Source organism: Paenibacillus sp. NPDC058898 (genome assembly GCF_049316025.1).
GTDB lineage: Bacteria > Bacillota > Bacilli > Paenibacillales > Paenibacillaceae > Paenibacillus_AQ.
Genome location: NZ_JBMOSM010000004.1, coordinates 627,145 through 648,267, shown reverse-complemented (window position 1 = coordinate 648,267; position 21,123 = coordinate 627,145). Strand labels below are relative to the sequence as shown.

The 21,123-nt window shown below is 48.8% G+C and carries 24 protein-coding genes; 5 read left to right on the top strand and 19 right to left on the bottom strand.

Annotated elements, in window-relative coordinates; genetic code table 11:
• A partial coding sequence (locus tag ACOZB4_RS14980; RefSeq protein WP_422759560.1) for a transposase occupies window positions 1-221 on the top strand: 221 nt, incomplete at its 5' end.
• Between the two features lie 108 nt (window positions 222-329).
• Here the strand turns inward: ACOZB4_RS14980 and ACOZB4_RS14975 are convergent.
• From ACOZB4_RS14975 to ACOZB4_RS14945, 7 genes are all read right to left on the bottom strand, one after another.
• Window positions 330-1,154 carry a purine-nucleoside phosphorylase gene (locus ACOZB4_RS14975; RefSeq protein WP_076320916.1) on the bottom strand — a complete coding sequence of 275 codons (825 nt, stop codon included), beginning with the start codon at window positions 1,152-1,154 and terminating at the stop codon, window positions 330-332.
• A 56-nt stretch (window positions 1,155-1,210) separates the two neighbouring features.
• Window positions 1,211-2,095, bottom strand: a complete 885-nt coding sequence (locus ACOZB4_RS14970; protein WP_339272127.1) for a site-specific tyrosine recombinase — start codon at window positions 2,093-2,095, stop codon at window positions 1,211-1,213.
• Window positions 2,096-2,137: 42 nt separating this feature from the next.
• On the bottom strand, window positions 2,138-2,371 hold the full coding sequence (locus tag ACOZB4_RS14965) for a YqzK family protein (protein WP_098742979.1): 234 nt from the start codon (window positions 2,369-2,371) through the stop codon (window positions 2,138-2,140).
• Between the two features lie 338 nt (window positions 2,372-2,709).
• Window positions 2,710-3,174, bottom strand: a complete 465-nt coding sequence (locus ACOZB4_RS14960) for a Fur family transcriptional regulator (protein ID WP_006209405.1) — start codon at window positions 3,172-3,174, stop codon at window positions 2,710-2,712.
• 109 nt (window positions 3,175-3,283) lie between these two features.
• Window positions 3,284-3,907 (bottom strand): stage II sporulation protein M, encoded by a 624-nt coding sequence (gene spoIIM, locus ACOZB4_RS14955; RefSeq protein ID WP_076320913.1) that lies wholly within the window; start codon window positions 3,905-3,907, stop codon window positions 3,284-3,286.
• Between the two features lie 86 nt (window positions 3,908-3,993).
• A complete protein-coding gene (locus ACOZB4_RS14950; RefSeq protein WP_379415106.1) occupies window positions 3,994-5,190 on the bottom strand; it encodes an endonuclease Q family protein in 1,197 nt (398 codons plus the stop codon).
• Window positions 5,191-5,212: 22 nt separating this feature from the next.
• Window positions 5,213-5,794: an NUDIX domain-containing protein gene (locus ACOZB4_RS14945; protein WP_076320911.1), complete on the bottom strand. Its 582-nt coding sequence runs from the start codon at window positions 5,792-5,794 to the stop codon at window positions 5,213-5,215.
• 93 nt (window positions 5,795-5,887) lie between these two features.
• On the opposite strand from ACOZB4_RS14945, the gene mciZ reads away from it, so the two are divergent.
• Together mciZ and ACOZB4_RS14935 are read left to right on the top strand one after the other, a co-directional pair.
• Window positions 5,888-6,046: a Z-ring formation inhibitor MciZ gene (gene mciZ, locus ACOZB4_RS14940; RefSeq protein WP_076320910.1), complete on the top strand. Its 159-nt coding sequence runs from the start codon at window positions 5,888-5,890 to the stop codon at window positions 6,044-6,046.
• A gap of 103 nt (window positions 6,047-6,149) precedes the next feature.
• Window positions 6,150-7,361 (top strand): tetratricopeptide repeat protein, encoded by a 1,212-nt coding sequence (locus ACOZB4_RS14935; RefSeq protein ID WP_379415103.1) that lies wholly within the window; start codon window positions 6,150-6,152, stop codon window positions 7,359-7,361.
• A 79-nt stretch (window positions 7,362-7,440) separates the two neighbouring features.
• Here ACOZB4_RS14935 and ACOZB4_RS14930 read toward each other — a convergent pair whose 3' ends face one another.
• Window positions 7,441-8,571: a tripeptidase T gene (locus ACOZB4_RS14930; protein ID WP_379415100.1), complete on the bottom strand. Its 1,131-nt coding sequence runs from the start codon at window positions 8,569-8,571 to the stop codon at window positions 7,441-7,443.
• Window positions 8,572-8,626: 55 nt separating this feature from the next.
• Here ACOZB4_RS14930 and prli42 point away from each other — a divergent pair, with 55 nt between their 5' ends.
• Entirely contained in the window at window positions 8,627-8,782 is a 156-nt protein-coding gene (gene prli42 / locus ACOZB4_RS14925; RefSeq protein ID WP_422759559.1) for a stressosome-associated protein Prli42, read from the top strand.
• Between the two features lie 26 nt (window positions 8,783-8,808).
• Here prli42 and lipB read toward each other — a convergent pair whose 3' ends face one another.
• The 5 genes from lipB to lpdA form a co-directional block, all read right to left on the bottom strand.
• Complete coding sequence (gene lipB, locus ACOZB4_RS14920; protein ID WP_076320907.1) at window positions 8,809-9,489, bottom strand: lipoyl(octanoyl) transferase LipB; 681 nt, start codon at window positions 9,487-9,489, stop codon at window positions 8,809-8,811.
• Window positions 9,490-9,610: 121 nt separating this feature from the next.
• Window positions 9,611-11,017 (bottom strand): dihydrolipoamide acetyltransferase family protein, encoded by a 1,407-nt coding sequence (locus tag ACOZB4_RS14915; protein WP_379415096.1) that lies wholly within the window; start codon window positions 11,015-11,017, stop codon window positions 9,611-9,613.
• Window positions 11,018-11,034: 17 nt separating this feature from the next.
• Complete coding sequence (locus tag ACOZB4_RS14910) at window positions 11,035-12,021, bottom strand: alpha-ketoacid dehydrogenase subunit beta (RefSeq protein WP_379415093.1); 987 nt, start codon at window positions 12,019-12,021, stop codon at window positions 11,035-11,037.
• A gap of 3 nt (window positions 12,022-12,024) precedes the next feature.
• The gene (locus ACOZB4_RS14905) at window positions 12,025-13,053 is read right to left on the bottom strand and encodes a thiamine pyrophosphate-dependent dehydrogenase E1 component subunit alpha (RefSeq protein ID WP_379415090.1); all 1,029 of its coding nucleotides are present in this window, start codon (window positions 13,051-13,053) and stop codon (window positions 12,025-12,027) included.
• Window positions 13,054-13,232: 179 nt separating this feature from the next.
• Complete coding sequence (gene lpdA, locus ACOZB4_RS14900; RefSeq protein WP_379415088.1) at window positions 13,233-14,654, bottom strand: dihydrolipoyl dehydrogenase; 1,422 nt, start codon at window positions 14,652-14,654, stop codon at window positions 13,233-13,235.
• A 157-nt stretch (window positions 14,655-14,811) separates the two neighbouring features.
• Here lpdA and ACOZB4_RS14895 point away from each other — a divergent pair, with 157 nt between their 5' ends.
• The gene (locus tag ACOZB4_RS14895) at window positions 14,812-15,117 is read left to right on the top strand and encodes a DUF2627 domain-containing protein (protein ID WP_379415086.1); all 306 of its coding nucleotides are present in this window, start codon (window positions 14,812-14,814) and stop codon (window positions 15,115-15,117) included.
• 173 nt (window positions 15,118-15,290) lie between these two features.
• Here ACOZB4_RS14895 and ACOZB4_RS14890 read toward each other — a convergent pair whose 3' ends face one another.
• The 6 genes from ACOZB4_RS14890 to ACOZB4_RS14865 all read right to left on the bottom strand — a co-directional run bounded on the left by ACOZB4_RS14890 (window position 15,291) and on the right by ACOZB4_RS14865 (window position 20,920).
• Window positions 15,291-15,503 (bottom strand): hypothetical protein, encoded by a 213-nt coding sequence (locus ACOZB4_RS14890; protein ID WP_076320901.1) that lies wholly within the window; start codon window positions 15,501-15,503, stop codon window positions 15,291-15,293.
• Between the two features lie 67 nt (window positions 15,504-15,570).
• The gene (locus ACOZB4_RS14885; protein ID WP_076320900.1) at window positions 15,571-16,458 is read right to left on the bottom strand and encodes an NAD-dependent epimerase/dehydratase family protein; all 888 of its coding nucleotides are present in this window, start codon (window positions 16,456-16,458) and stop codon (window positions 15,571-15,573) included.
• 242 nt (window positions 16,459-16,700) lie between these two features.
• Window positions 16,701-17,675: a family 43 glycosylhydrolase gene (locus tag ACOZB4_RS14880; RefSeq protein ID WP_379415080.1), complete on the bottom strand. Its 975-nt coding sequence runs from the start codon at window positions 17,673-17,675 to the stop codon at window positions 16,701-16,703.
• A 79-nt stretch (window positions 17,676-17,754) separates the two neighbouring features.
• Window positions 17,755-18,666, bottom strand: a complete 912-nt coding sequence (locus tag ACOZB4_RS14875; RefSeq protein ID WP_379415078.1) for a carbohydrate ABC transporter permease — start codon at window positions 18,664-18,666, stop codon at window positions 17,755-17,757.
• A 54-nt stretch (window positions 18,667-18,720) separates the two neighbouring features.
• Window positions 18,721-19,596, bottom strand: a complete 876-nt coding sequence (locus ACOZB4_RS14870) for a carbohydrate ABC transporter permease (RefSeq protein ID WP_213645168.1) — start codon at window positions 19,594-19,596, stop codon at window positions 18,721-18,723.
• Window positions 19,597-19,678: 82 nt separating this feature from the next.
• Window positions 19,679-20,920: an extracellular solute-binding protein gene (locus ACOZB4_RS14865; protein ID WP_379415074.1), complete on the bottom strand. Its 1,242-nt coding sequence runs from the start codon at window positions 20,918-20,920 to the stop codon at window positions 19,679-19,681.
• Between the last annotated feature and the right edge of the window lie 203 nt (window positions 20,921-21,123).

Sequence of the window (21,123 nt, the reverse complement as noted above, 5' to 3'; positions counted from 1 at the left end):
AGAAACTTCGAAGTGAGGAAGGCTATGCGTTGTCGGTGCGGCGAATGGTCGAACCGGAGAGTGTGTTTGGGCAGTTGAAGAATAACCGGGGATTCCGGCGATTTCTGCTTCGAGGACTGACGAAAGTGAGCCTAGAGGTCGGGTGGCTTTCGCTTGCCCATAATCTGCTCAAGCAAGAGGCAACGGACCGAAAAGCAAGAAATGGCGGTGCAAGGAGATAACATCCTGAGCACCGCCATTTCTTTATTTGACACATTTTTTAATCGGACGAACCGTCCGTCAAGTGAGCAAACCTACTTATGAGACAGCTCCCCCGTACTAGAATGATGTTACATTTTTGGGATAATGGCCATGACAAGCGCAAGGAATTTCTCCCGGACCTTCTCCGCTGTCTCCATAACCTCGTCATGGGATAGCGGTTGATCCAATATGCCGGCTGCCATGTTGCTGATGCAAGAGATGCCCAGCACTTCAAGGCCGGCATGTCTGGCCACAATGACCTCAGACACGGTGGACATACCAACCGCATCCGCACCTAGCGTACGCAGCATGACGATCTCGGCAGGTGTCTCATAGGTTGGTCCAAGCAGACCTGCATAGACGCCTTCTCTCAGCGCAACGCCTTGACCCACGGCAACTTCTTTTGCCAATTGGCGAAGCTGACGGCTGTAAGCCTGGGACATATCCGGGAATCGCACGCCCAGATCCGGATCATTCGGCCCGATTAACGGGTTGGTTCCTGTCATGTTCAGATGATCGGAGATCAGCATAAGGTCACCCGGCTCGAAGGACGTGTTGATGCCGCCGGCCGCATTGGTAACGAGCAGACTCTTCACACCCAGCTCTTTCATGACGCGCACCGGGAAAGCAGTCACTTCCGGACCATAGCCTTCATACATATGGAACCGGCCCTTCATCAGAACGACAGGTCGATTGTGAATGGTGCCCAGCAGCAATTCTCCTTCATGGCCTTCTACAGTCGATACGGGAAAATGAGGAATGTCCGTGTACGGGATCGAAACCGGATTCTCAATCAGTTCGGCCAGCACGCCGAGTCCTGAACCCAAAATCAGGCCGACCTCGGGCTCGACACCCTTCTGCCCGCGTATGTATGCCGCTGCTTCCTTAATGCTTTGTTGATGAATTGAACTCATGTTCATACCTCTCCTAACTGAGAATAAGTTGTAGATCCTAGTAGAGTAGGTCCCGACTAAGATCTCGGGTGATAATGATCGTATACTTCCTTCATGCTTTTCTTGGTGGATTGATATATGCCGGTGGTGGATAATGCCGAGTGACCCAGCATCTCTTGAACCGAACGTAAGTCGGCACCGTTCTGCAGCAAATGAATGGCAAACGAATGACGAAGGGTATGCGGCGTGATCTCCTCATCGATTTCGGCCAGCTTGCCATACTTTTTAATAATTTTCCAAAATCCCTGCCGTGTCAAGCGCGTACCGAGTGAATTCAGGAATAATGCATCCTCATCAGCATCTCGAATCAGCTTGTCCCGCATATCTTGCATATAAAAAGCCACGCTCTCGGCTGCGATCTGGGTAATCGGAAGAATTCGCTCCTTCCCTCCGGAAACGGCACAGCGCAGGAAGCGCATATCCATGTTGATGTCATGCGTGCTCAAGTTCACCAGTTCCGACACCTTGATGCCTGAAGCATACAGCAGCTCCAGCATCGCTTTGTCCCGGGCCCCCTGAGGGGTTCCGGAATCCGGGGCCGACAGCAGCTTGTCCACCTGCTCAACGGTTAGCGACTTAGGCGGCTTCCGTTCCGGCTTCGGATTTTCTAGCAACTGGGTCGGATCTAATCCTATAACGGCTTGACGCACCAAATATTGAAAAAAGGAACGCAAGGACGCCGTGCAGCGAAGCAGGCTCGACGCCGCCTTGCCCTGCTGCCTCAGTCTGCCCATGTATAATCCAAGCATTGTTCGTGTAACTTCCTGCGGATGGATAACGTCTCTTTCCGCGGCAAAAGCCATGAAGGCTTGTAAGTCGGCCCGGTATGATTCAATCGTACTTCGGGATAGTCCCTTCACGTCTTCCAGATAGGTTACATATTCGTCCAGATATTGTTTCATAATCTTTTTGCTCCTATTCCCGTGTGCCCTTTACAAGCACAATCACTCCCCATACCAGTAGTACAATCGCAGACGTTCCGCCGGCGAATATCGGGAGTCCATGGTGCTTTCAGGCTGAAAAGCCTTAACCGCTTGACCGGAAGGTGCACGGTAAGGATCCATTGGGGTCAGCCAATCTCCCACCCATCCCAGCACGAAGTAAAAAAACATCGTCAGAACGGCAAACATCGTAATAAATCGGATCAATGAGCCTATTTTTCGGATCGATATAATCACTGGCAGCGCCTCTCTTTCATCTTTGCAATGATCACCAAGTGAAAGTGGGTATTACAGGATCACTTCACGTAAAGCCTATGATACAAGCTGCAGGATTATGACGGCTTTTCGCTGATCGTTCTTTAGTCATTGGACTTGAGTGGTATTGGGATAGAATAAAAAAAACGTCTTCTCGACGTACATTGATGTTGTAAAAAGCTAGATTGTTCTTGCGTGAACGATACGGATTCGTGCATGTTCCATCTATATTAGGTTACCATCTAAAAAACCCTCCCGGCTTACCGCCGTAGAGGGCTTGCCGTGATGGTCATCACTGCGGTTTGTTGCATGATATAAATTTATGATTTGTCCTGGTCATTCTTGCCCTTCTCTTTGCAACGGTAGCATATACCATGGAAATCAAGCCGATGGTCATGAACGGTAAAGTTGAACTCTCGCTCTAACCGCTCTTCCAATGGACCGAGCCAATCCTCGCGTATTTCATCCATGCTTCCACATTGAGTACATATCAAATGATGATGGTGATGCTTCGAAGTATCCGTCCGCAAGTCATAACGGGCGACACCATCGCCAAAATTTATCTTCTCGACAACATGAAGCTCACTGAGCAGCTCTAGGGTACGGTACACGGTTGCCAGACCGATCTCCGGAGCCTTCTCTTTCACGAGCATAAATACATCCTCTGCGCTAAGGTGGTCGTCTTCATTTTCCAACAATACGCTTACCGTGGCTTCCCGTTGGGGCGTTAATTTGTATCCTTGGGATTGTAGCTGCTGCTTAATTTTGTCGATCCGCGCTTCCATCGTTTCCCTCCCCCTTGGAAATCACTGCACGTTATTGTTCACTTCCTTCATTATAGGGGGATTTGACAAACAAAGTCAAACGGTTTTGCTTTATGGAAAAATTCGCGGATTATAGCAACATTGGCGTGACCCAGCGCATCATGGCCGGGGTTACCCAGGTTTCAAATGAAGCGACTCCGAGCGTTAACAGGACCATGAAAAAGGTCAGCATCGCATACGAAGCAAAGGGCTTTACCATGCTCCCGCCCCGATTCATAATAAATCGGTCCCTGATGATGTATAGAGAGAAGGTTATCGCCGCTACACTGCACATCATGAGCACGGGGATGATGAGCAAATTTTGCGGTGCAATCGACACCAGGGCGAACAGCAGGCCTTTCCAAGAATACTGTCCGACCAAGTAACCGACCGTAAACCCAATAAGCACTCCTTTTAAGAAGTCCAATATCAATATTCCCGGAAGCCCGATGACGGACAATCCCAGAATCCATATCAAACCAATCCATTTCAGATGAAGGGCTGCGATGCTCCAGTAAGAAGACTGACTCATGGTTTCTCCACCATCCTGCACGTTTACAAAAAAGTGGTTTAAATATCGGGCCATTTCTTGCTGCTGCTCTAATGAAAGTGCATTGACCATTAACGCTCCAAACAGCACCCCAACTAAAAACAAGACGCCAACGAATACATAGAGCATGGTCTGATCCTTAAAGGCTTGGCGGAATGATTGCATAGAATAGAGTCTCCTTTCTGTGTCTCTACTCTACTCTATGACCATCACCCTCCTTGTATGACCTGCGATTGAAAGAGTTGATTGATTTACCGGAGAACCTTTCCGTAAGAGCCTCCGCCGCCATCCGATAAGGACAATGTACCGTTTCGGGCCATCACAATGCTTGCAGCAAGCCCCTCTCCCGCAACAGCGGCAAGCTCCGCTTCCGTAGCCTGGTGAAGGATTTTCATTTCGGTACCGAAAGCCCCCAGCAGCTTCGCCATCGCCGATTTGCCCAGGCCCGGAATGAACTCTAGCGGAACCTGATAGTGATATGCCGGTCGGCTTTCCGGTACAACGGGCTCTTTGCGGTCCGCGATGTTCAGAATCCGATCAAACACACCCTGTACCAGCTTGGTACTGCCGCAGAATGGACATCGCACCAATTCATGTATATCGCTGCCCTCCTCCAGTATGCTGTCGCAGCCGCTGCAGTAAGAACGATGGTATTTTCCGAGTCTGGGATTAAGCCCGTAGTTCGCGCTGATTCGTCTACCGTTACTTGTTCCAAGGGCCTGGCAAAATTCAGAAAATGAAGGCTTCGCCATGTCGATCCGGTTGTATTCCCTGCCGATTTTCCCAAGCGAATGCGCATCCGAATTGGTCAGAAAGGAGTAAGCGTCCAGTTCGCTTATCCGCCCTGCCATCGAGGAGTCGGCACTGAGCCCAAGCTCTATACCCGCAATACCGTTCAGGTCCAGCACTTCGCTCATTCGATCCGCCATGTTGCCGTACAGTCCTTTATGAGGCGTAAAGACATGGGCGGGTATCAACAGCCCGCCGCGGTCTAGTATCTCCTGCTGCAGCTCACGGGGGCTGACATAGATACGCTGCGAACTAAGCTGCACGTTCTTCATATATTTTGCCATCCAGGCCGTGAACTCCTGAATGGTGTTCAGGTCAGGGAAATAGGCCAGTACATGGGCTGCACCACGGCCGCTTTCGCGAATTTCAATCTCGCTTCCAAGCAGGATCACCGTATCCTGATAAGCAATTCCGCCTCCATCTATCTCCTGCATGACGCCGCTGTTCAAACACTGGAGAATATCGTGCTGTACCGAAGGAGAATGGCAATCGATGATGCCAATCATTTGGATGCCTTTCCGTTCCGAGGCCTCCACGGCTATATTTTCAAAGGTCAAATTGTTACTTGCGCTAATTTTCACAGCTTGTCCGCTGCTTGTCCGCCCTATGTGAATATGCATGTCGCAGTAATAGGACTGAAGCTTCTGCCCAATTGACATGTTCTTTTCAGGCTGCAGCATATCAGATCTTTCCTGTCAGGCTATACATATTCCAAGCATAAACGGCGAGAATGGTCTTGGCATCGCTGATTCTCTCTTCTTGTATGAGTGAATACGCCTCTTCCAGCGAGATTTCCATCATCTCTATAAATTCATCCTCGTCCGGGTTCATGTCGCCGCTTACCAGATCCTCTGCCAAATATAAGTGAATGATCTCATCCGCAAACCCCGGAGATGTATAAAAGGAGTGCAGCTTACGAATGGAACCGCACGTATAACCCGTTTCTTCCTGTAGTTCGCGCTTCGCGGCTTCCAGCGGATCTTCTCCCCGCTCCAGCTTGCCTGCAGGAATTTCAACCTCACAGCGCCCAAGCGGCTGTCGAAATTGATTTACGGCTAACATTTTGTCGCCTTTTAAGGCGAGCACTGCTACTGCACCAGGATGTCTGACAACTTCACGTTTCGCGGTCTGCCCATTTGGCAGCTTTACCGTATCGACCTGCAGTGAAATAATCTTCCCTTCAAAAATCGATTGGGTAGATAGTGTGGTTTCTTCCAGCAAATTATCCGAGGCTTCTCGGTTCTTACTGCCGATATCGCTCACAAAATGACCTCCTTTGTTTAAAAACGGCATGACTGACCATGCTATTGCATAAGGTGTATTATATCAAAATTTCCAAGAAAGAAGGAACTGCCCATGAAAAGCTACAAAGGGGATCATTCAATACATATGGTAGGACAGGCCTGGCAGATACGGATCATGCTGAAACAGTGGCAACAGCAATGGGGCTCGGAAACGAAGATTATGGATATTATTTCTAACTCTTCTAAAAATATTTACGAAAACAGGACGTGAAATTAGGTCTTTGGACTTGTTTTTCGACTTATTTCTATTTTTTTCGAATATGAACCATGACCTTTACACCTATACGGGTGTTATATCATTGGGAGGCTTCGACATGCGACATATACCTATTATTGAAACCGAACCAATTACTAATCCACCTTCAACTGAATATGAGCGCGGAAAATGGTACAAAAGACGCGGGTATCTTGAGAAGGCGCTAAAGAGCTTCAAGGAAGCTGCACAATCCACTCCAACCGATAAGGCGAGCTCGGGATGGAAGGAAGTTGATCTAAGCTGGCTCGAATACGGGTTATTGAGCATGCGGATGCGCTCCTTCGGCAAATCGGAGGAAGCTTTCAGAACCGTCGTACAGCATTCCGGTACCTACGTCCAAGAGGCGCTGAATCAATGGGCCGCACTCCTGCACATGCAGGGGATTTCGGATCAAACGATTGGTGAACGGCTCCTGGACGAAACGAGGAACTTTCCATCCTCCAACATCATGGTTGGCAGGTCACTATTCTACATCGGAGCTTATCCACATGCTGCCCATTGTTTTGCTAAACAGGGGAGTTTATATCCAGATACCTGCATCCAATATGTGACTTGCCTCGTCATGACGGGTCAAGTATCTGACGCCATGCAGTTCATCGACAGCTACCTTCGCGATTTGACACACCACCTGCGCGAATTGCCTCGACCAAGAACAGTTGAAGGGGCTCAGCTGGCCAGAATCAGGCAGCTCTGCGAGTGGAACATAAAGAATTCAATTCCTGACCGATTTATCGTCATGTCGGAAACTTTAGAATTAGCACGCGCTGCTGTATCACTAAATATGATTTCCATAGCCGAACATCTGCTCACCAATAGCGGCGACCATGCTTATTATGCTCTGATCTGTTTTCTTTATGATGAAGGCTACAGAGGACTCGCGATTTCAAAATTAAACCAATTGGAAGCGCTGCCGTTTCAAGAGCAAGACAGCCACAGTCTGAAAGTATGCTTTATAGCCGCGGAAAATTTATATGATCAAGGGAGATATGATGAGGCTGCATCTCTGCTCGAGCAGCTTAGACTGGCTTACCCCGGGCGTACAGAGATACGATTCGGCGAAGCCGCTTGTTATTTACAATCAGCCTTGATCTCCCTCTCTGCCCGCCTTGAGGAGCAATATGCCTCAGCAACGGCGAGGAAAGAGATCGAACAATACCTGGACAACATCAATGCCGCATTGCATGTGGTCGAGAACACGAACTGGCATACCAGCTGGTCGCCTGCCCAAAAAAGACGGGAGAACCACTCGCCCTTGTCATCCTTGAATTAATAAACAAATCTAAAAGCCCGCAGCGGATGTAAAACGTCCGCTGCGGGCTTTATGCATTTTCATATGATCTAATGATCAACTAAGCCTTAGCCGTTTCCTGAATGATCCCCACCACGATCTGGGCAGCCTTGATCAAATCAGAAGCTTGAATACGCTCTTTCGTGGTATGAATGTCTTGATATCCAATTGCCAAATTGACGGTTGGGATTCCAAGGCCGTTAAAAATGTTGGCGTCACTACCGCCTCCGGACCGGAACGTGCGGGTTGGCAAGCCCAAGCCGCCGATGGCCCGCTGCGCAAGCTGAACAACCTCATCATGTTCGTTAAAACTGAAGGCCGGGTATACGATTTCGCTAATGAACTCACAATTGGCGTTATATTCACGAACGGTGGTTTCGAGCGCCTCACGCATATCGTTCACTTGCTTATCCACTTTCTCTTGAACGATACTGCGTGCTTCAGCATCAATCTGAACATGGTCACAGACGATGTTGGTTGCGCCCCCGCCCTGGAACTTGCCGATATTTGCCGTGGTTTCTTTGTCGATGCGTCCCAGCTTCATTTTGGCTATCGCTTTAGAAGCGACCTGGATGGCACTGATGCCATCCTCCGGATTCACTCCGGCATGAGCTGACTTGCCTTTGATGATCATTTTGATTTTCGCTTGGGTCGGTGCGGCCACTGCGATCGATCCTAATTCACCATTGGAATCCAGGGCAAAACCGAGATCCGCATCCAAAACATCAGGGTCAAGCGCCCGAGCTCCCACCAGACCCGACTCCTCACCTACCGTAATGACAAATTGGACTTGTCCATGAGGGATGTTATTTTCCTGGATGACCCGAATACCTTCCAGCAATGCCGCGATGCCCGCTTTGTCATCCGCACCAAGGATGGTCGTTCCGTCACTTCGAATCCAGCCGTCATCACCTAGCGTCGGCTTAATGCCTTTACCAGGCGTTACCGTATCCATATGACAGGTAAATAGCAGCTTTGGCGCTTGCTGGGCCGCCTCGTCCGCTTTCCAGGTAATAATCAGGTTCCCTGCTCCGTGTCCTGTCTTTTCCTTGGCATCATCTTCGATGACATCAAAACCAAGACTGGAAAATTTATGTTTGAGAACGTTGGAGATCTCCTCTTCATGCTTGGTTTCGCTATCGACCTGAACCAATTCCATAAACTCTTGGATGATACGCTCTTCTGAGATCACTGGACTTCCCTCTCTTTCGCAGATACGATACAATGTTTATATCTATCTCAATTAAATGATGCTGCTGCATGTATGTTCATCATTAAACCTATTTCAAAGGAGTTACACAATGCAACGTAAAAAGTGGTTTCGAATTGTTATCTACCTCATGCTGGTTGCTATGGTCGGATCAACACTGCTGGTTATCCTTGAGCCATTGTTCTTTCGCTGATACTCTGCATTTACGAACGCCTAAAGTTACAACCAACGAGCCTCATATGGAAATACCCGGGTGAAGAAAGGCACGATCTCCCGGGCTACTTCCTCTACTTCAAAAATCCGCCCCGTGCAGTCCTCCAATGAAGTTACACCGTATTCCTGTATACCACAAGGAATGATGCCTGCGAAACCCGCGTCTGCGATTCCGGATTTAATATTAAACGCAAAACCATGACTCGTCACAAATCCGCGATGCTGGCGGCCTTTATTGAATTTAACGCCGATGGCGCAAATCTTCAAATCCCCTACCCATACCCCGGTGTATTCGGGTTTGCGGCCGGCTTCGATGTTGTATGATGCCAGGTATTCGATGATGACCTGCTCCACATCGCGCAGAAATCCGTGCAGATTCAAATTTTTGCCGCCATCCAGCAGTAACAGCGGATACCCGACAAGCTGCCCTGGACCATGATATGTAATGTCTCCGCCACGATCGATTTCAAACAGGCCGATGCCCTGTTTTTCCAATTCCTCTTTACTTAAGAGCAAGTGCTCCGGATGACGCTGTGACCCCATGGTATAGGTCGGAGGATGTTGGAGGAGCATCAGTCGCTCGTGCTGCTCTCCCTGATCGATGGCGGAAACATGTTTTTTCTGAAGCTCCCAAGCCATGCCATAATCTACAATCGGCGTGTACGATACATCTAACGGTTTGTTCATGTGCTAACGCCTTCTTTCATAGGGTTCCCACTAACCAATGAATGTCCTGCGATTGACGTCGGTATGAATGACGTCTGCGAACCTTGTTCCGAAGAATCAGGTCCGCAGATCATAGACGAAATTAATAAAGCTTCGTATCCAGTGTATAACCTTCCAGGTTATCTTTAACCCGCTGCAGGAATCTTCCGCAGATTACCCCATCCAAAATCCGATGATCCAGAGATAAACACAGATTCGCCATCGAACGGACAGCGATCATGTCATTGATAACCACCGGTTTTTTGACAATCGATTCAAACGTCAAGATTGCAGCCTGCGGATAGTTGATAATCGGATAGGACAGAATTGAACCGAAGGATCCAGTGTTGTTCACCGTAAAGGTACCGCCCTGCATGTCGTCTAGTTTCAGCTTGCCTTCACGGGTCTTCCGTGCGAGTTCCTCGATCTCTCTTGCCAAGCCGGCAATATTCTTCTGATCGGCACGGTGGATGACCGGCGTCAGCACCGAATCCTCTGTTCCGACGGCCAGGGACAGATTGATATCGCGCTTCACGACGATTTTATCCACGGCCCAGAAGGAATTCATGATCGGATAATCTTTAATTGCGTTCACAACGGCTTTCAGCAAAAAGGCGAGGTAGGTCAGATTAACCCCTTCCTTACGCTTGAACTCGTCCTTCAGCTGATTACGCAGCAATACGATGTTGGTCACGTCGACCTCAATCATCGTCCATGCGTGCGGAATTTCTGTAACGCTTTGACGCATGTTTCTGGCGATCGCATTACGCATCGGCGTAACATCAATAAAGTATTCGGATCTTCCGCCTTCCATCCCTTCCACTTCAATGGTCGGAAGTTTAGGCGATTCCGTCAAATGCAGCCCGGAATGACGCACATTCGGAATGGCTGTACCGAGAGGAGGCGACGGTTCGGCAGGCATCTGATGCTGCAGCCCCTGAAACGGCGAAGTCCCACTCGGTTGTACCGTTTCTTTCGGCGCTTGGGCGCTCTGGGCAGGTGCTGCTCCGGCAGGAGCGCCTTGGCTTTGGGCTGCTCCTCCCTTTTCAATATAAGCCAGTACGTCCTTACGGGTGATTCTGCCGCCCATGCCTGATCCCTGTACTTGCGAAAGGTCAATCTGATGCTCCGCTGCCAGCGTCTGCACAGCAGGCGAATACCGGAAACGCATCGAACCCTCTTCGCTGCCGTTTCCCTGATGCTGACTCACGGGAGCACTTGCTGCTGGCTGTGGCGAAGGAGTTCCACCTTGACCAGAAGCCACAGAGATCCGGCAAATGATCTCGCCAACATTGACGGTCTGGCCCTCTTGGGCAAGAATCTCTCCCATGACGCCGTCCAGGGTGGATGGAATCTCGGCATTGACTTTGTCGGTAATGACTTCACAGATCGGTTCGTACTGCTCGATGGCATCCCCCGGCTTCTTCAGCCACTTGGCAATGGTCGCCGAAACAAGGGATTCCGCTAGCTGAGGCATCGTAACATCGGTCAATTTCTGATTTTCGGACATGCTCACACTCCCTGTTCTTAATAAAGCGCCAATTGACGCATGGATTCTTTGACTTTGTCCTTGTTAAGCATGAAGAATTTCTCCATCGGCGGACTGATTGGCATTGCCGGTACATCCGGACCGCACAAGCGCATGATCGGGGCATCCAGGTCATAGAGGCAGTGCTCCGCAATAATCGCGGATACTTCCCCGCCGACGCCGCCGGTCTTATTATCTTCATGAACGATCAGCACTTTACCCGTTGCACGGGACGCTTCAATTATCGCTTCCCGGTCAAGCGGCTGTATGGTACGCAGATCCAGTACATGCGCGCTAATGCCTTCTTCCTTCTCTAGCTCTTCAGCAGCCTGCATCACAAAGTGCAGCGGCATGCTGTAGCTGATCACCGTAATATCCGATCCTTCGCGCAGCAGATTCGCCTTGCCGATCGGTACAACGTAATCATCGTCCGGTACATCGCCAGTAATCAGCTTGTAGCATTTCTTGTTCTCAAAGAACAATACCGGATCCGGGTCGCGTATCGCGGCTTTCAGCAGCCCCTTCGCATCATAGGCCGAGTACGGCGCAACGATTTTGAGTCCCGGTGTTCCGAAGAATACCGATTCCGGGCACTGCGAATGGTACAACCCCCCGAATATTCCGCCGCCAATCGGTGCACGAATGACGACAGGACAACTCCAATCGTTATTGGAACGATAGCGGATTTTCGCTGCTTCGCTAATAATCTGATTGGTTGCCGGGAACATAAAGTCCGAATATTGCATCTCGGCAATCGGCTTCATGCCATACATGGCTGCGCCGATAGCCACACCCGCAATCGCGGACTCCGCGAGCGGGGTATCGAGCACCCTCATTTCTCCGAACTGATCCATCAAACCCTTGGTGGTTGTAAATACGCCGCCTTTGACGCCTACGTCCTCGCCTAACACAAATACGGACTCGTCACGCTCCATCTCTTCCTTCATGGCCAGACGAATTGCATCGATATATTCCATTACTGCCATCCTTTACACGCTCCCTTCGTCATCGGCATATACGTGAAGAAGCGTATCTTCTGGCTTCGGAAATGGAGCCAAGTCTGCAGATTCCGTCGCTTCTTTGATCTCCAGGTTTAATTGTGCGATCAAATCCTGATCGCGTGCTTCGTCCCAGAGCCCGCAGTCGACCAAATAATTCTTAAAGCGGGCGACGCCGTCTTTCTTCCAGTTCTCTTCGACCTCTTCTTTTGTCCGGTACGCCAAATCGTTATCCGATGTGGAATGCGGAGACAAACGGTACATCATGGATTCGATCAGCGTCGGGCCTTCTCCGCGAATCGCACGTTCACGCGCTTTCTTCACGGCCGCATACACCTCAAGCGCATCGTTGCCGTCTACTCGAATGCCCGGGAATCCATACCCCAGAGCGCGGTCGCTTACTTTCCCGCTAATCTGTTTATGAAGCGGCACCGAAATGGCATATTGGTTATTCTCGCACATGATAATGACAGGGAGCTTGTGAACGCCAGCAAAGTTGCAGCCCTCATGAAAATCCCCCTGATTGCTTGAGCCTTCGCCAAACGTAACAAACGATACAAAGTCCTTCTTCTGCATCTTCGCCGCCAGCGCGATACCCACTGCATGCGGAAGCTGTGTTGTTACAGGGCTGGAGCCGGTCACAATTCGCAGTCGTTTACTACCAAAGTGTCCCGGCATCTGCCGTCCGCCGCTATTCGGATCCTCGGCCTTGGCAAAAGCCGACAGCATCAGTTCGCGAGGCGTCATGCCCACTGTCAATACGAATCCATAGTCGCGGTAATAGGGTAAAAAGTAATCCTTCTCCCGGTCAAGGGCAAAAGCAGCAGCAACCTGACATGCTTCCTGCCCGATACCGGATACGTGAAAATTAATTTTGCCCGCACGCTGCAGCAGCAGGTTGCGCTCATCGAATTTTCGCGCCAGCACCATATATTTGTACATGTCTAGCACTTGTCCGTCGGTCAGTCCAAGCTGCTCATGCCTATTGTTGTTTGCCGTAACCGTTTCATGTTCTTTCATGGAGATCCCTCCTTTATGTGAGCCATGACTTCAGGCTTGATCATCGGCCTCATAACATGAGGTTAAAGGGCGTGTTTGATCAAGTATTAAAACCTGGTACTAAGACTTGGCTTAATGTTATTATAATCCCTTTCTCGGCAAAAAGAAATGAGGGATTCCACAAAAGGATGTTCTTATCCCTACAAACCGATGGCTCGTCCATCCACCGCAAGCATCGCTTCGCCGATGATTTCGGATAATGATGGATGGGCATGTACTGCCGCTCCCACTTCCCATGGAGTTGCATCCAGTACTTGTGCCAGTGCCGCTTCGCCGATCAGCTCGGTTACATGCGGTCCAATCATATGCACGCCCAGAATATCCTGCGTCTTCTGATCGGCAATGACCTTCACGAACCCCTCCTTCGTTCCGTGGATCAACGATTTGCCAATCGCAGAGAACGGGAATTTTCCGATCCGGATCTCATATCCGCGTTCTTTGGCCTGCTTCTCCGTCAGTCCGACGCTGGCTACCTCCTGACGGGTATAGATACAGCGAGGGATCCATTCGCTGCGGTAGGCTTCCGTCTTCTCGCCTGCCAGATGGTTCACGGCTGCAATCCCTTCGTGGCTTGCCGCATGAGCAAGCTGAAGACCCCCGATGCAATCGCCGATCGCGTAAATATGGGGCTCCGTTGTTTGCATATTGGCATTTACCACAATGACGCCATTTGCAACCCGAACGTCGGTATTCTCAAGCCCGATATTTTCAGTATTGCCGATTCTTCCGACAGAGAGGAGCAGCTTGTCCGCTGACAATGTTCTTGTATCGTCCTTTTGCTCGATCGTGATGGACACACTTTGATTCCGAATCTCACAGCTGTCGGTTTGAAGTGATACGTTGGTGATCACCTCTACGCCTCTGGCGGTGAGCATCTTTGTCAGCTCACGTCCAATCTCCTCGTCTTCTGCTGGCAGCAGATGGGACGAAGCTTCTACAATTGTGACCTGAACGCCAAAATCATTCAGCATCGAAGCCCATTCCACGCCGATTACGCCACCGCCTACGATGATGATGGATGTAGGAAGCTCATCCAACTGAAGCGCATGATCGCTTGTTAGTATATGTATGCCGTCAGGCTCAAGCCCCGGTAAGTGACGCGGACGCGAGCCGGTCGCGATGATCAGATGAGTGGGAACCACCGTTTCCATCTCGCCATCCGGAAGCTCAACCGCTACGGCCCCGCTGCGTGGAGAGAAGATGGACGGGCCGATAACTCTCCCTTTGCCCTGCACGACGGTAATTTTATTTTTGCGCATCAAATATTGAACGCCCTGGTGCAGCTTATCGACGATACCGTCTTTGCGCTTCTGCACTTTGTCAAACGATAGCCGGACCCCGTCCGTCTCGATTCCATAGCTCTCGCTATCCTTCATTTCCGCATACAGCTCGGCACTCCGAAGCAATGATTTGCTCGGAATACAGCCGCGGTGCAAGCAGGTTCCCCCCAGTTTGTCCTGCTCGATGATGACCACATTTTTACCGAGCTGGGCTGCACGGATGGCCGCAACATATCCACCGGTTCCCCCGCCAAGAATTGCTACATCACATGTTATCGCCACAAACGGCACCTCCATAATAAGTCCAATTATACCCTTTCATTGTACTCTCTTTTTTTCGGATTACAAAATCATCACCCATAATCGAAATAGACATTACCCTATGAAAAAGGTATGATAAACGGTAGTTCATTACATCAGTCGCAGGAAGGAATCTTCTATGAAAATGTTAATTTCCCGCTTTATTGCCATCTTGATTTTGGTTATCCCGGGTTTTATGGCAATGATGGGTTTCTTAATGATGAAAGATGCGGTTTTTCTATATATTTCCGTTCATGGGGATGACAGTGTGGCAAACCCCGCTTTCGGTTGGCTACCTTTTCTAGGCGGGTTGGCCCTGTTTGTCATCGGTATCGGATTCTTGGGCGGCTGGATTCTGTTCCGGGACCGCAAGCGAAATTACGTTGGACCAAGATTCAAAAAGAAGCGCCAGGCGCCAAAGTCAGGAACACCATCTAAAAACTAATTCATAAGAAAAATGTCTATCGACGTACTTCAAAGAAGACAGACTGCCGTTAGCTGTCATTTTTCTTGCGATATCAGGAAGCCCATGCTTCGTATGTTTACACTTTATGATATCTTCCAAAAAAACACCGGGGAGCCTCCCCGGTGTTTATCATATGTTCTGGACTCCGCCGTTTATTCCATCAGTGCGTCCTTCAGTTTACTCGACATTCTTGTTTCTCTGGACGTCGCTTTCAGTGCGGTTTTCCGCAGATTGAAATTTTGCTTCGTCAAAGCTTCCAGTTCTTCATACATCGCATGGATTAACGTTAGGGCTTCCGGAGATAAGTCTCCCTTGGATTCTACCTCTCGAATACGCTCTTTCCATGCTTCCATCTTGTCGTTCATGCTGATCTTCCTTTCAGGGCACTTCCCTCTTATCTTTCTTCAAATGATAACAATCCTGCCACTTTCGCTAGCGAACCTTTAAATCGGCGGACAATTCCGCAATCAATTTCGGCATCCAGTCGTGCAAATCCCAGAATTTAAACCCGGCAGCTGCCGCTTTGCCATGATCCATCGTCCAATCTCCCGGAATTCCAAACGGAGACATGTGATCAGGTGCTGCTGAAGACTGGAGGGGTGCCGCACTACCAATTTCCTGCTGAATCAAGTTCATCATTTCCCGGACCGAAATCGTTCCGCTGGAGCAAGCATTTACCGGACCTTCCAATTGCACTTGACCTGCCCATTCCAGAAACTCCGCTGCTTCCTCGGCATGCACAAACGAGATTTGTGCGTCTGGATCAGGCAATCCAATCGCTTCTCCTTGCGCTGCATGCTCAATATGAAAAAGCAGTCTTCGCGTGTAATCATCCGGTCCCAGCACAATCGGCAACCGGACAGCCGTAACATTCAGATTATGGCGACCGAATAATACCGCCTCTGCCTGGCGCTTGCCTTCCTTATAGCTATAGTCCCTGCTTTCGTTTGTCATAACAGGGTATCTGTAGGGATCAAACTCCTCTTCCCTAACCGGATGATCCGCAAAATCATATACCGATAACGTGGAGGTCAGCACGTATTGTCCAATTCGTCCGGCAAAGATGTCTGCAGCTTGTCCCGCTTCTTCCGGAGTATAACATATATTATCATATACGATATCAAAGTCCTGGCTTCCCACTGCCTGTTTTAAGCATTCCGGGTCCTTTCGATCCACGGTAAGCCGCGCAACGGCACCTCCGAATGAATCCTGGTGATGTCCACGCGTCAAAATCGTAACGGCATCGCCTTTAGCCAGCAGCCGGTTAACCAGCCTTTTACCGAAAAAGCGGGTCCCGCCCAATACTAATATCTTTGCCATTTATAATTCCTCCTTACCAGGAAATAAGAATATGTTAATAGAACTACGCTTAATACATCCTTAACCATCTCATAAATCGATCTGTCCTTTTTTCTCCATCCATATCGAAGACTCCTTCTTTTTTCCTACTTTATATTATGCTCCTTACCTCCTAAAATGTAAAAAACCGACCAAGCTATTAAGCTCAGTCGGTCTGATGTTTGCAAATCCATCCGGTCTTAACCCCAATTACAAAGTCGGCATCATGGCTTGGAGACCGGTTCATGATCCGCTCTCGGCACCCCAAAATTCGGTGTTCCATCAGCGTTCCACCCGATGACCTGTACGCGCGTGTGACGGTTCGGATCATATAGTGGATCTCCCACGATCTCCTTGTAACTTCTTGCATGGTACACCAGTATGTCCTGCGAGCCGTCCTCGGAAATTGTGAAGCTGTTGTGCCCCGGCCCATATTGGCCATTGGCTTCAGATGTCTTAAATACGGGTACAGGCGATTTAACCCAGGAACTCGGATTCAGCAAATCACTGTCCTCGTCGGCTGTCAGCAGCCCCATCGCATAGTTGTGGTCTGTGGCGCTCGCGGAATAAGTCATGAATATGCGCCCGTTGCGTTTAAGAACGGCGGCCCCTTCATTTACAAGATACCCGATCTTCTCCCAGTCGTACTCGGGAATCGATATGCATACCTGTTCCCCTGTCAAGGTCCAGGGATTCTCCATCAATGAGATGTACAGATTGGAATTGCCTGGAATGCCCGGATCTTTCTGTGCCCATACATAATACCGTTTGCCTTTATGCTCAAACGTTGTTGCGTCCAGGGCGAAAGATTCCCACTTCGTGATCACTTGCCCTTTCTCCACCCATTCCCCTTCAAGCGGGTTCGCCGAAACGTTCTCCAATACGAACATCCGATGATCGAACAATCCGTCTCTCGTTTCTGAAGTATGGGCAGCGGCGTAATATACATACCATTTTCCATCCATATAATGAATCTCGGGTGCCCATATGTTGGCACTCATCAGGCCTGACTCATGCTTGCGCCAGATCGTAATTCCTTGGGCATCCGCGAGTCCTTGTATCGTTTGCGAGCGTCTAAGCTCAATTCGATCGTATTCCGGCACGGAACCGGTAAAATAATAATAACCATCGGTATGTTTATAAATCCACGGATCTGCCCGCTGTTCGATCAGGGGATTTTTTATATTTAATTCAGACATGGTGACGACTCCTATACCTTATAGTTTGACTTCCGCTAGCTTTCTATTTTTACTTGTTTCTATGAATCCAATCTTCTTGCTATCCTTTGATGCCTGCGTTTAAGTTGATCGACTGGACAAAATATTTCTGGGCAAACAGGAACAACAGCAGCGTCGGAATAATGGCCAGAATCGCAGAACCCATCAATTGTCCGATCATGCGGTAATTGCCGTAAATGTCCTGTAACAACAGCAGTCCTGCTGTGATGGGCATCTTCTCTACATCGGTATACACGATAACGGGCCAGAGGAAATCATTCCAGGAACCCGTAAATGAAAACAACCCGCATACAATCAATACAGGTTTCATGAGTGGCAAAATAATAGAGGAATAGATTCTAAAATCTCCCGCGCCATCAACACGCGCCGATTCATCCAGATCCTTGGGAACGCCCATCATGAATTGTCTGACCAAAAAAATGTTCCCCATCCCGGCCAAACCTGGAATGATCATCGCCCAAGATGTATTCACCCATCCCAGTGCATCAATGATTTTATAAGACGGAATCAGATTCACTACCCCGGGAAAGAAGGAAATCCCAAGCAAGGTAAAGAATAAGGTATCCCTTCCTTTAAAGTTCATGCGCGAGTATCCGTAACCGGTAATGGAAATGACAACGATCACGAGCAGCGTATGCATCGTTGCAATAAATACGGAGTTCATCAACCAGCGCAGGATGGGCGCGGTCGACGTGTTTTGCAGGATCGTGACATAATTATCGAAAATCCAGTTATCGGGCAGCAGTCGGAAACCGCTGGAAACCACCTCCGCCTGGGACCGAAAAGATGTGGTGATGCCAAATATGACCGGAATTGCCCATATCACACACAGGATGATCAGAAATGCGTAAGCTATATGTTTGGACACGCTTATGTTGGATGAAATCTTCTTCGGACCCGAGCGACCAAGCTTGGAATCCGTGTTTACTTCATGTACTACCGGGTTCGACATTGCACAGTACACCTACCTTTTATCGTTTCCGTTGTTTGCAAGCTGAACGTGCCGCTAGGACGCGTTTCGGTTCATCACATAATACTGAAGGGCTGAAATGACGAGAATGACCAGTCCGAGCAAAACTGCCATCGCGGAAGCCATGCCGGCAATCGATTCCCCGTGACCGAAGGCTAACTGCCGGATGTACATCATCAACACGGTTGTGCTCTGTCTAGGTCCTCCGTCCGTCATCATTAATGGCTGACCGAATACGTTAAAGGCTCCGGCTGTCGTCATAACAAAGGTATAGATCAGCGGAAAACGAATGGAAGGCAGCGTAATGCTTGAAAATCTGCGGACAGGCCCCGCTCCATCCATCTCGGCCGATTCATACAAATCCTTGGATACCCCGCTGATGGAAGCCCGGTAGATAATCATGTTCCCACCGACTCCGCCCCACACCGTAATGACAATAATGATCAGCCAGGCATAGGGCTGGTTGGCTGCCCAGACTGTTTCAGAGCCGAAGATATTATTCGTGATCCCAAGCTGCTTATTGAAGATTAAAGACCAGATCAGTGCCGCTGCGGAGATCGAAATGAGTCCGGGAATATAGAGAATGGACTGGATGACATTTTTCATCTTCACTTTTTTGTGTTCCAGCGATACGGCAATCATTAACGGAATGATGATTAATATAGGTACACTTAGAACAACAAAGATCAGCGTGTTTTTTAATCCGTTCATAAATTGGGTGTAGAAGGTGGACTCCGAGTCAAACAGAATCGTTTTATAGTTGGCCAACCCAACCCACACAGGGTCATTGATCAGATTCCACTGCGTAAAGGAAGCATAGATCCCGTATAGGGTCGGCAATAGAATAAATACGATAAAAAGTATCAGATGGGGACCTACAAAGAAATAAGGCGTCAACGACTTCTTATTCATACCCTTTCATTTCTCCTTTGGAAAAGAAAAGTGTCATGAAAGCAAGGACATTTTTCTTTTTTTCAATCTGCTCTGCTGTCATTTACTTTGCGGCACTGCTTCCTTCCGCGATTTTATCCTCTACAAATTTCTGCATCGTCGCCAGGGTTTCGTCGATGTCAACATTGCCCCGTACGATATCCGCTGCGTATGTATCTACAGCCTCCGCTACGTATGGATAGTACTCGTAGGTGTAAATGTACAAGGATTCAATTTCTTTTTCGTTAGAGGTAAAGAATGACTGAATATAGTTATTGTACTCCGGGCTCTCAATGACTTGTTTACTCGCTACGATCTGTCCCGCTTTTGCCCACTCAATCGAGTTTTGGCGAATGAATTCCAGGAACTGACCAATGGCTTGCTCTTTTTCGTCCGTTCTCTTATCGTTCTTCAGCATGGAGAATAAGTGCGAAGAGGCCCGGTTTGTATACTTGTCTGCACTCGTCGAATAAATGTTCGTTACGCCGAAGTCCAATCCGTCCACTGTTGCGTGTGCCGTCGAGCTCCATGTGCCGTCTGTGGAAAATAAAACGTTTCCAGCTTGGAACATCAGATAGCCGTCCTCACCAAATGGGGTCATCAAGCCCGCATCTGATACTTTTTTAATCTCCGTAAACGCTTGTTTCATGGCTTCTGTGTTCACGGCCGGCTTGCCGTCTTGTTGAATGTCGCCGCCAAGGTTCTGGATTTGCGCTAACACAACCCAGCCCAAGAGAGCGTCATTGATCACGTAATCGCCTTCATCCAACTTGCCTTGCAGCGATAAAATTTCATCAATGGTCACGACATCATCATCCAGGAAGCTTTCAACATTGTATTTTTGGAGCAAGTTTTTATTGTAATACATCGCATTGCTGTGAATATCAAGCGGTACTGTATATTGGGTGCCCTCTACGTTTCCGGTTGCCCAGGCCTGCGGCAAATAGTTATCCGCTTTCAATTCTGGTTGTGCTTGCATGACTGCCGTCATCGGCTCCAACACACCTTGCTTCACGAAGCTTGGAACGCGATCCGCATGAATAATGGACAAATCAGGAACGCCTTTGCCTGAATTAAGAACAGTTGATATTTTTGTATACATATCCGAGGTAATCACATGTTTCACTTTGTACTCGGGATTGGTGGCGTTGTAATTCTTCACAAGTTGATCCATGTAAGCTCCGTCATCACCCGTCAAAGGCGTCCAAAAGGTAATGGTGTTCTTATCCCCGTTGCCACATCCCCCTAATACCGCTACCGCTAACAATACAAATATCAGTGAAACCCCCATTTTTTTCTTCAACAAACTCTCCTCCTATTACTAATCATTTGGTTAATCATTCACCTGCCTGGATGATGAAAACGATTAACTTTGGTTCAGTATACACTCGTTTTGAAAACGGTGTCAATAACATAAATACAAATCTTAATCAATAATATTTTATTTGATTAACATATATGTTAATCATCATATTGAAATTTTGTTGCATTAAATGGTGAGATTTATAT

Bases quoted from the DNA above. Each gene is read 5' to 3' on its own strand.
- ACOZB4_RS14960 (WP_006209405.1), bottom strand. From the start codon at position 3,174: ATGGAAGCGCGGATCGACAAAATTAAGCAGCAGCTACAATCCCAAGGA.
- ACOZB4_RS14950 (WP_379415106.1), bottom strand. From the start codon at position 5,190: ATGTCAATTGGGCAGAAGCTTCAGTCCTATTACTGCGACATGCATATT.
- prli42 (WP_422759559.1), top strand. From the start codon at position 8,627: ATGATGCTGCTGCATGTATGTTCATCATTAAACCTATTTCAAAGGAGT.
- ACOZB4_RS14870 (WP_213645168.1), bottom strand. From the start codon at position 19,596: ATGAATAAGAAGTCGTTGACGCCTTATTTCTTTGTAGGTCCCCATCTG.
- ACOZB4_RS14875 (WP_379415078.1), bottom strand. From the start codon at position 18,666: ATGTCGAACCCGGTAGTACATGAAGTAAACACGGATTCCAAGCTTGGT.
- ACOZB4_RS14935 (WP_379415103.1), top strand. From the start codon at position 6,150: ATGCGACATATACCTATTATTGAAACCGAACCAATTACTAATCCACCT.
- spoIIM (WP_076320913.1), bottom strand. From the start codon at position 3,907: ATGCAATCATTCCGCCAAGCCTTTAAGGATCAGACCATGCTCTATGTA.
- ACOZB4_RS14890 (WP_076320901.1), bottom strand. From the start codon at position 15,503: ATGAACGACAAGATGGAAGCATGGAAAGAGCGTATTCGAGAGGTAGAA.
- ACOZB4_RS14905 (WP_379415090.1), bottom strand. From the start codon at position 13,053: ATGAAAGAACATGAAACGGTTACGGCAAACAACAATAGGCATGAGCAG.
- ACOZB4_RS14975 (WP_076320916.1), bottom strand. From the start codon at position 1,154: ATGAGTTCAATTCATCAACAAAGCATTAAGGAAGCAGCGGCATACATA.
- mciZ (WP_076320910.1), top strand. From the start codon at position 5,888: ATGAAAAGCTACAAAGGGGATCATTCAATACATATGGTAGGACAGGCC.
- ACOZB4_RS14910 (WP_379415093.1), bottom strand. From the start codon at position 12,021: ATGGCAGTAATGGAATATATCGATGCAATTCGTCTGGCCATGAAGGAA.
- ACOZB4_RS14970 (WP_339272127.1), bottom strand. From the start codon at position 2,095: ATGAAACAATATCTGGACGAATATGTAACCTATCTGGAAGACGTGAAG.
- ACOZB4_RS14895 (WP_379415086.1), top strand. From the start codon at position 14,812: ATGAAAATGTTAATTTCCCGCTTTATTGCCATCTTGATTTTGGTTATC.
- ACOZB4_RS14915 (WP_379415096.1), bottom strand. From the start codon at position 11,017: ATGTCCGAAAATCAGAAATTGACCGATGTTACGATGCCTCAGCTAGCG.
- lipB (WP_076320907.1), bottom strand. From the start codon at position 9,489: ATGAACAAACCGTTAGATGTATCGTACACGCCGATTGTAGATTATGGC.
- ACOZB4_RS14885 (WP_076320900.1), bottom strand. From the start codon at position 16,458: ATGGCAAAGATATTAGTATTGGGCGGGACCCGCTTTTTCGGTAAAAGG.
- ACOZB4_RS14880 (WP_379415080.1), bottom strand. From the start codon at position 17,675: ATGTCTGAATTAAATATAAAAAATCCCCTGATCGAACAGCGGGCAGAT.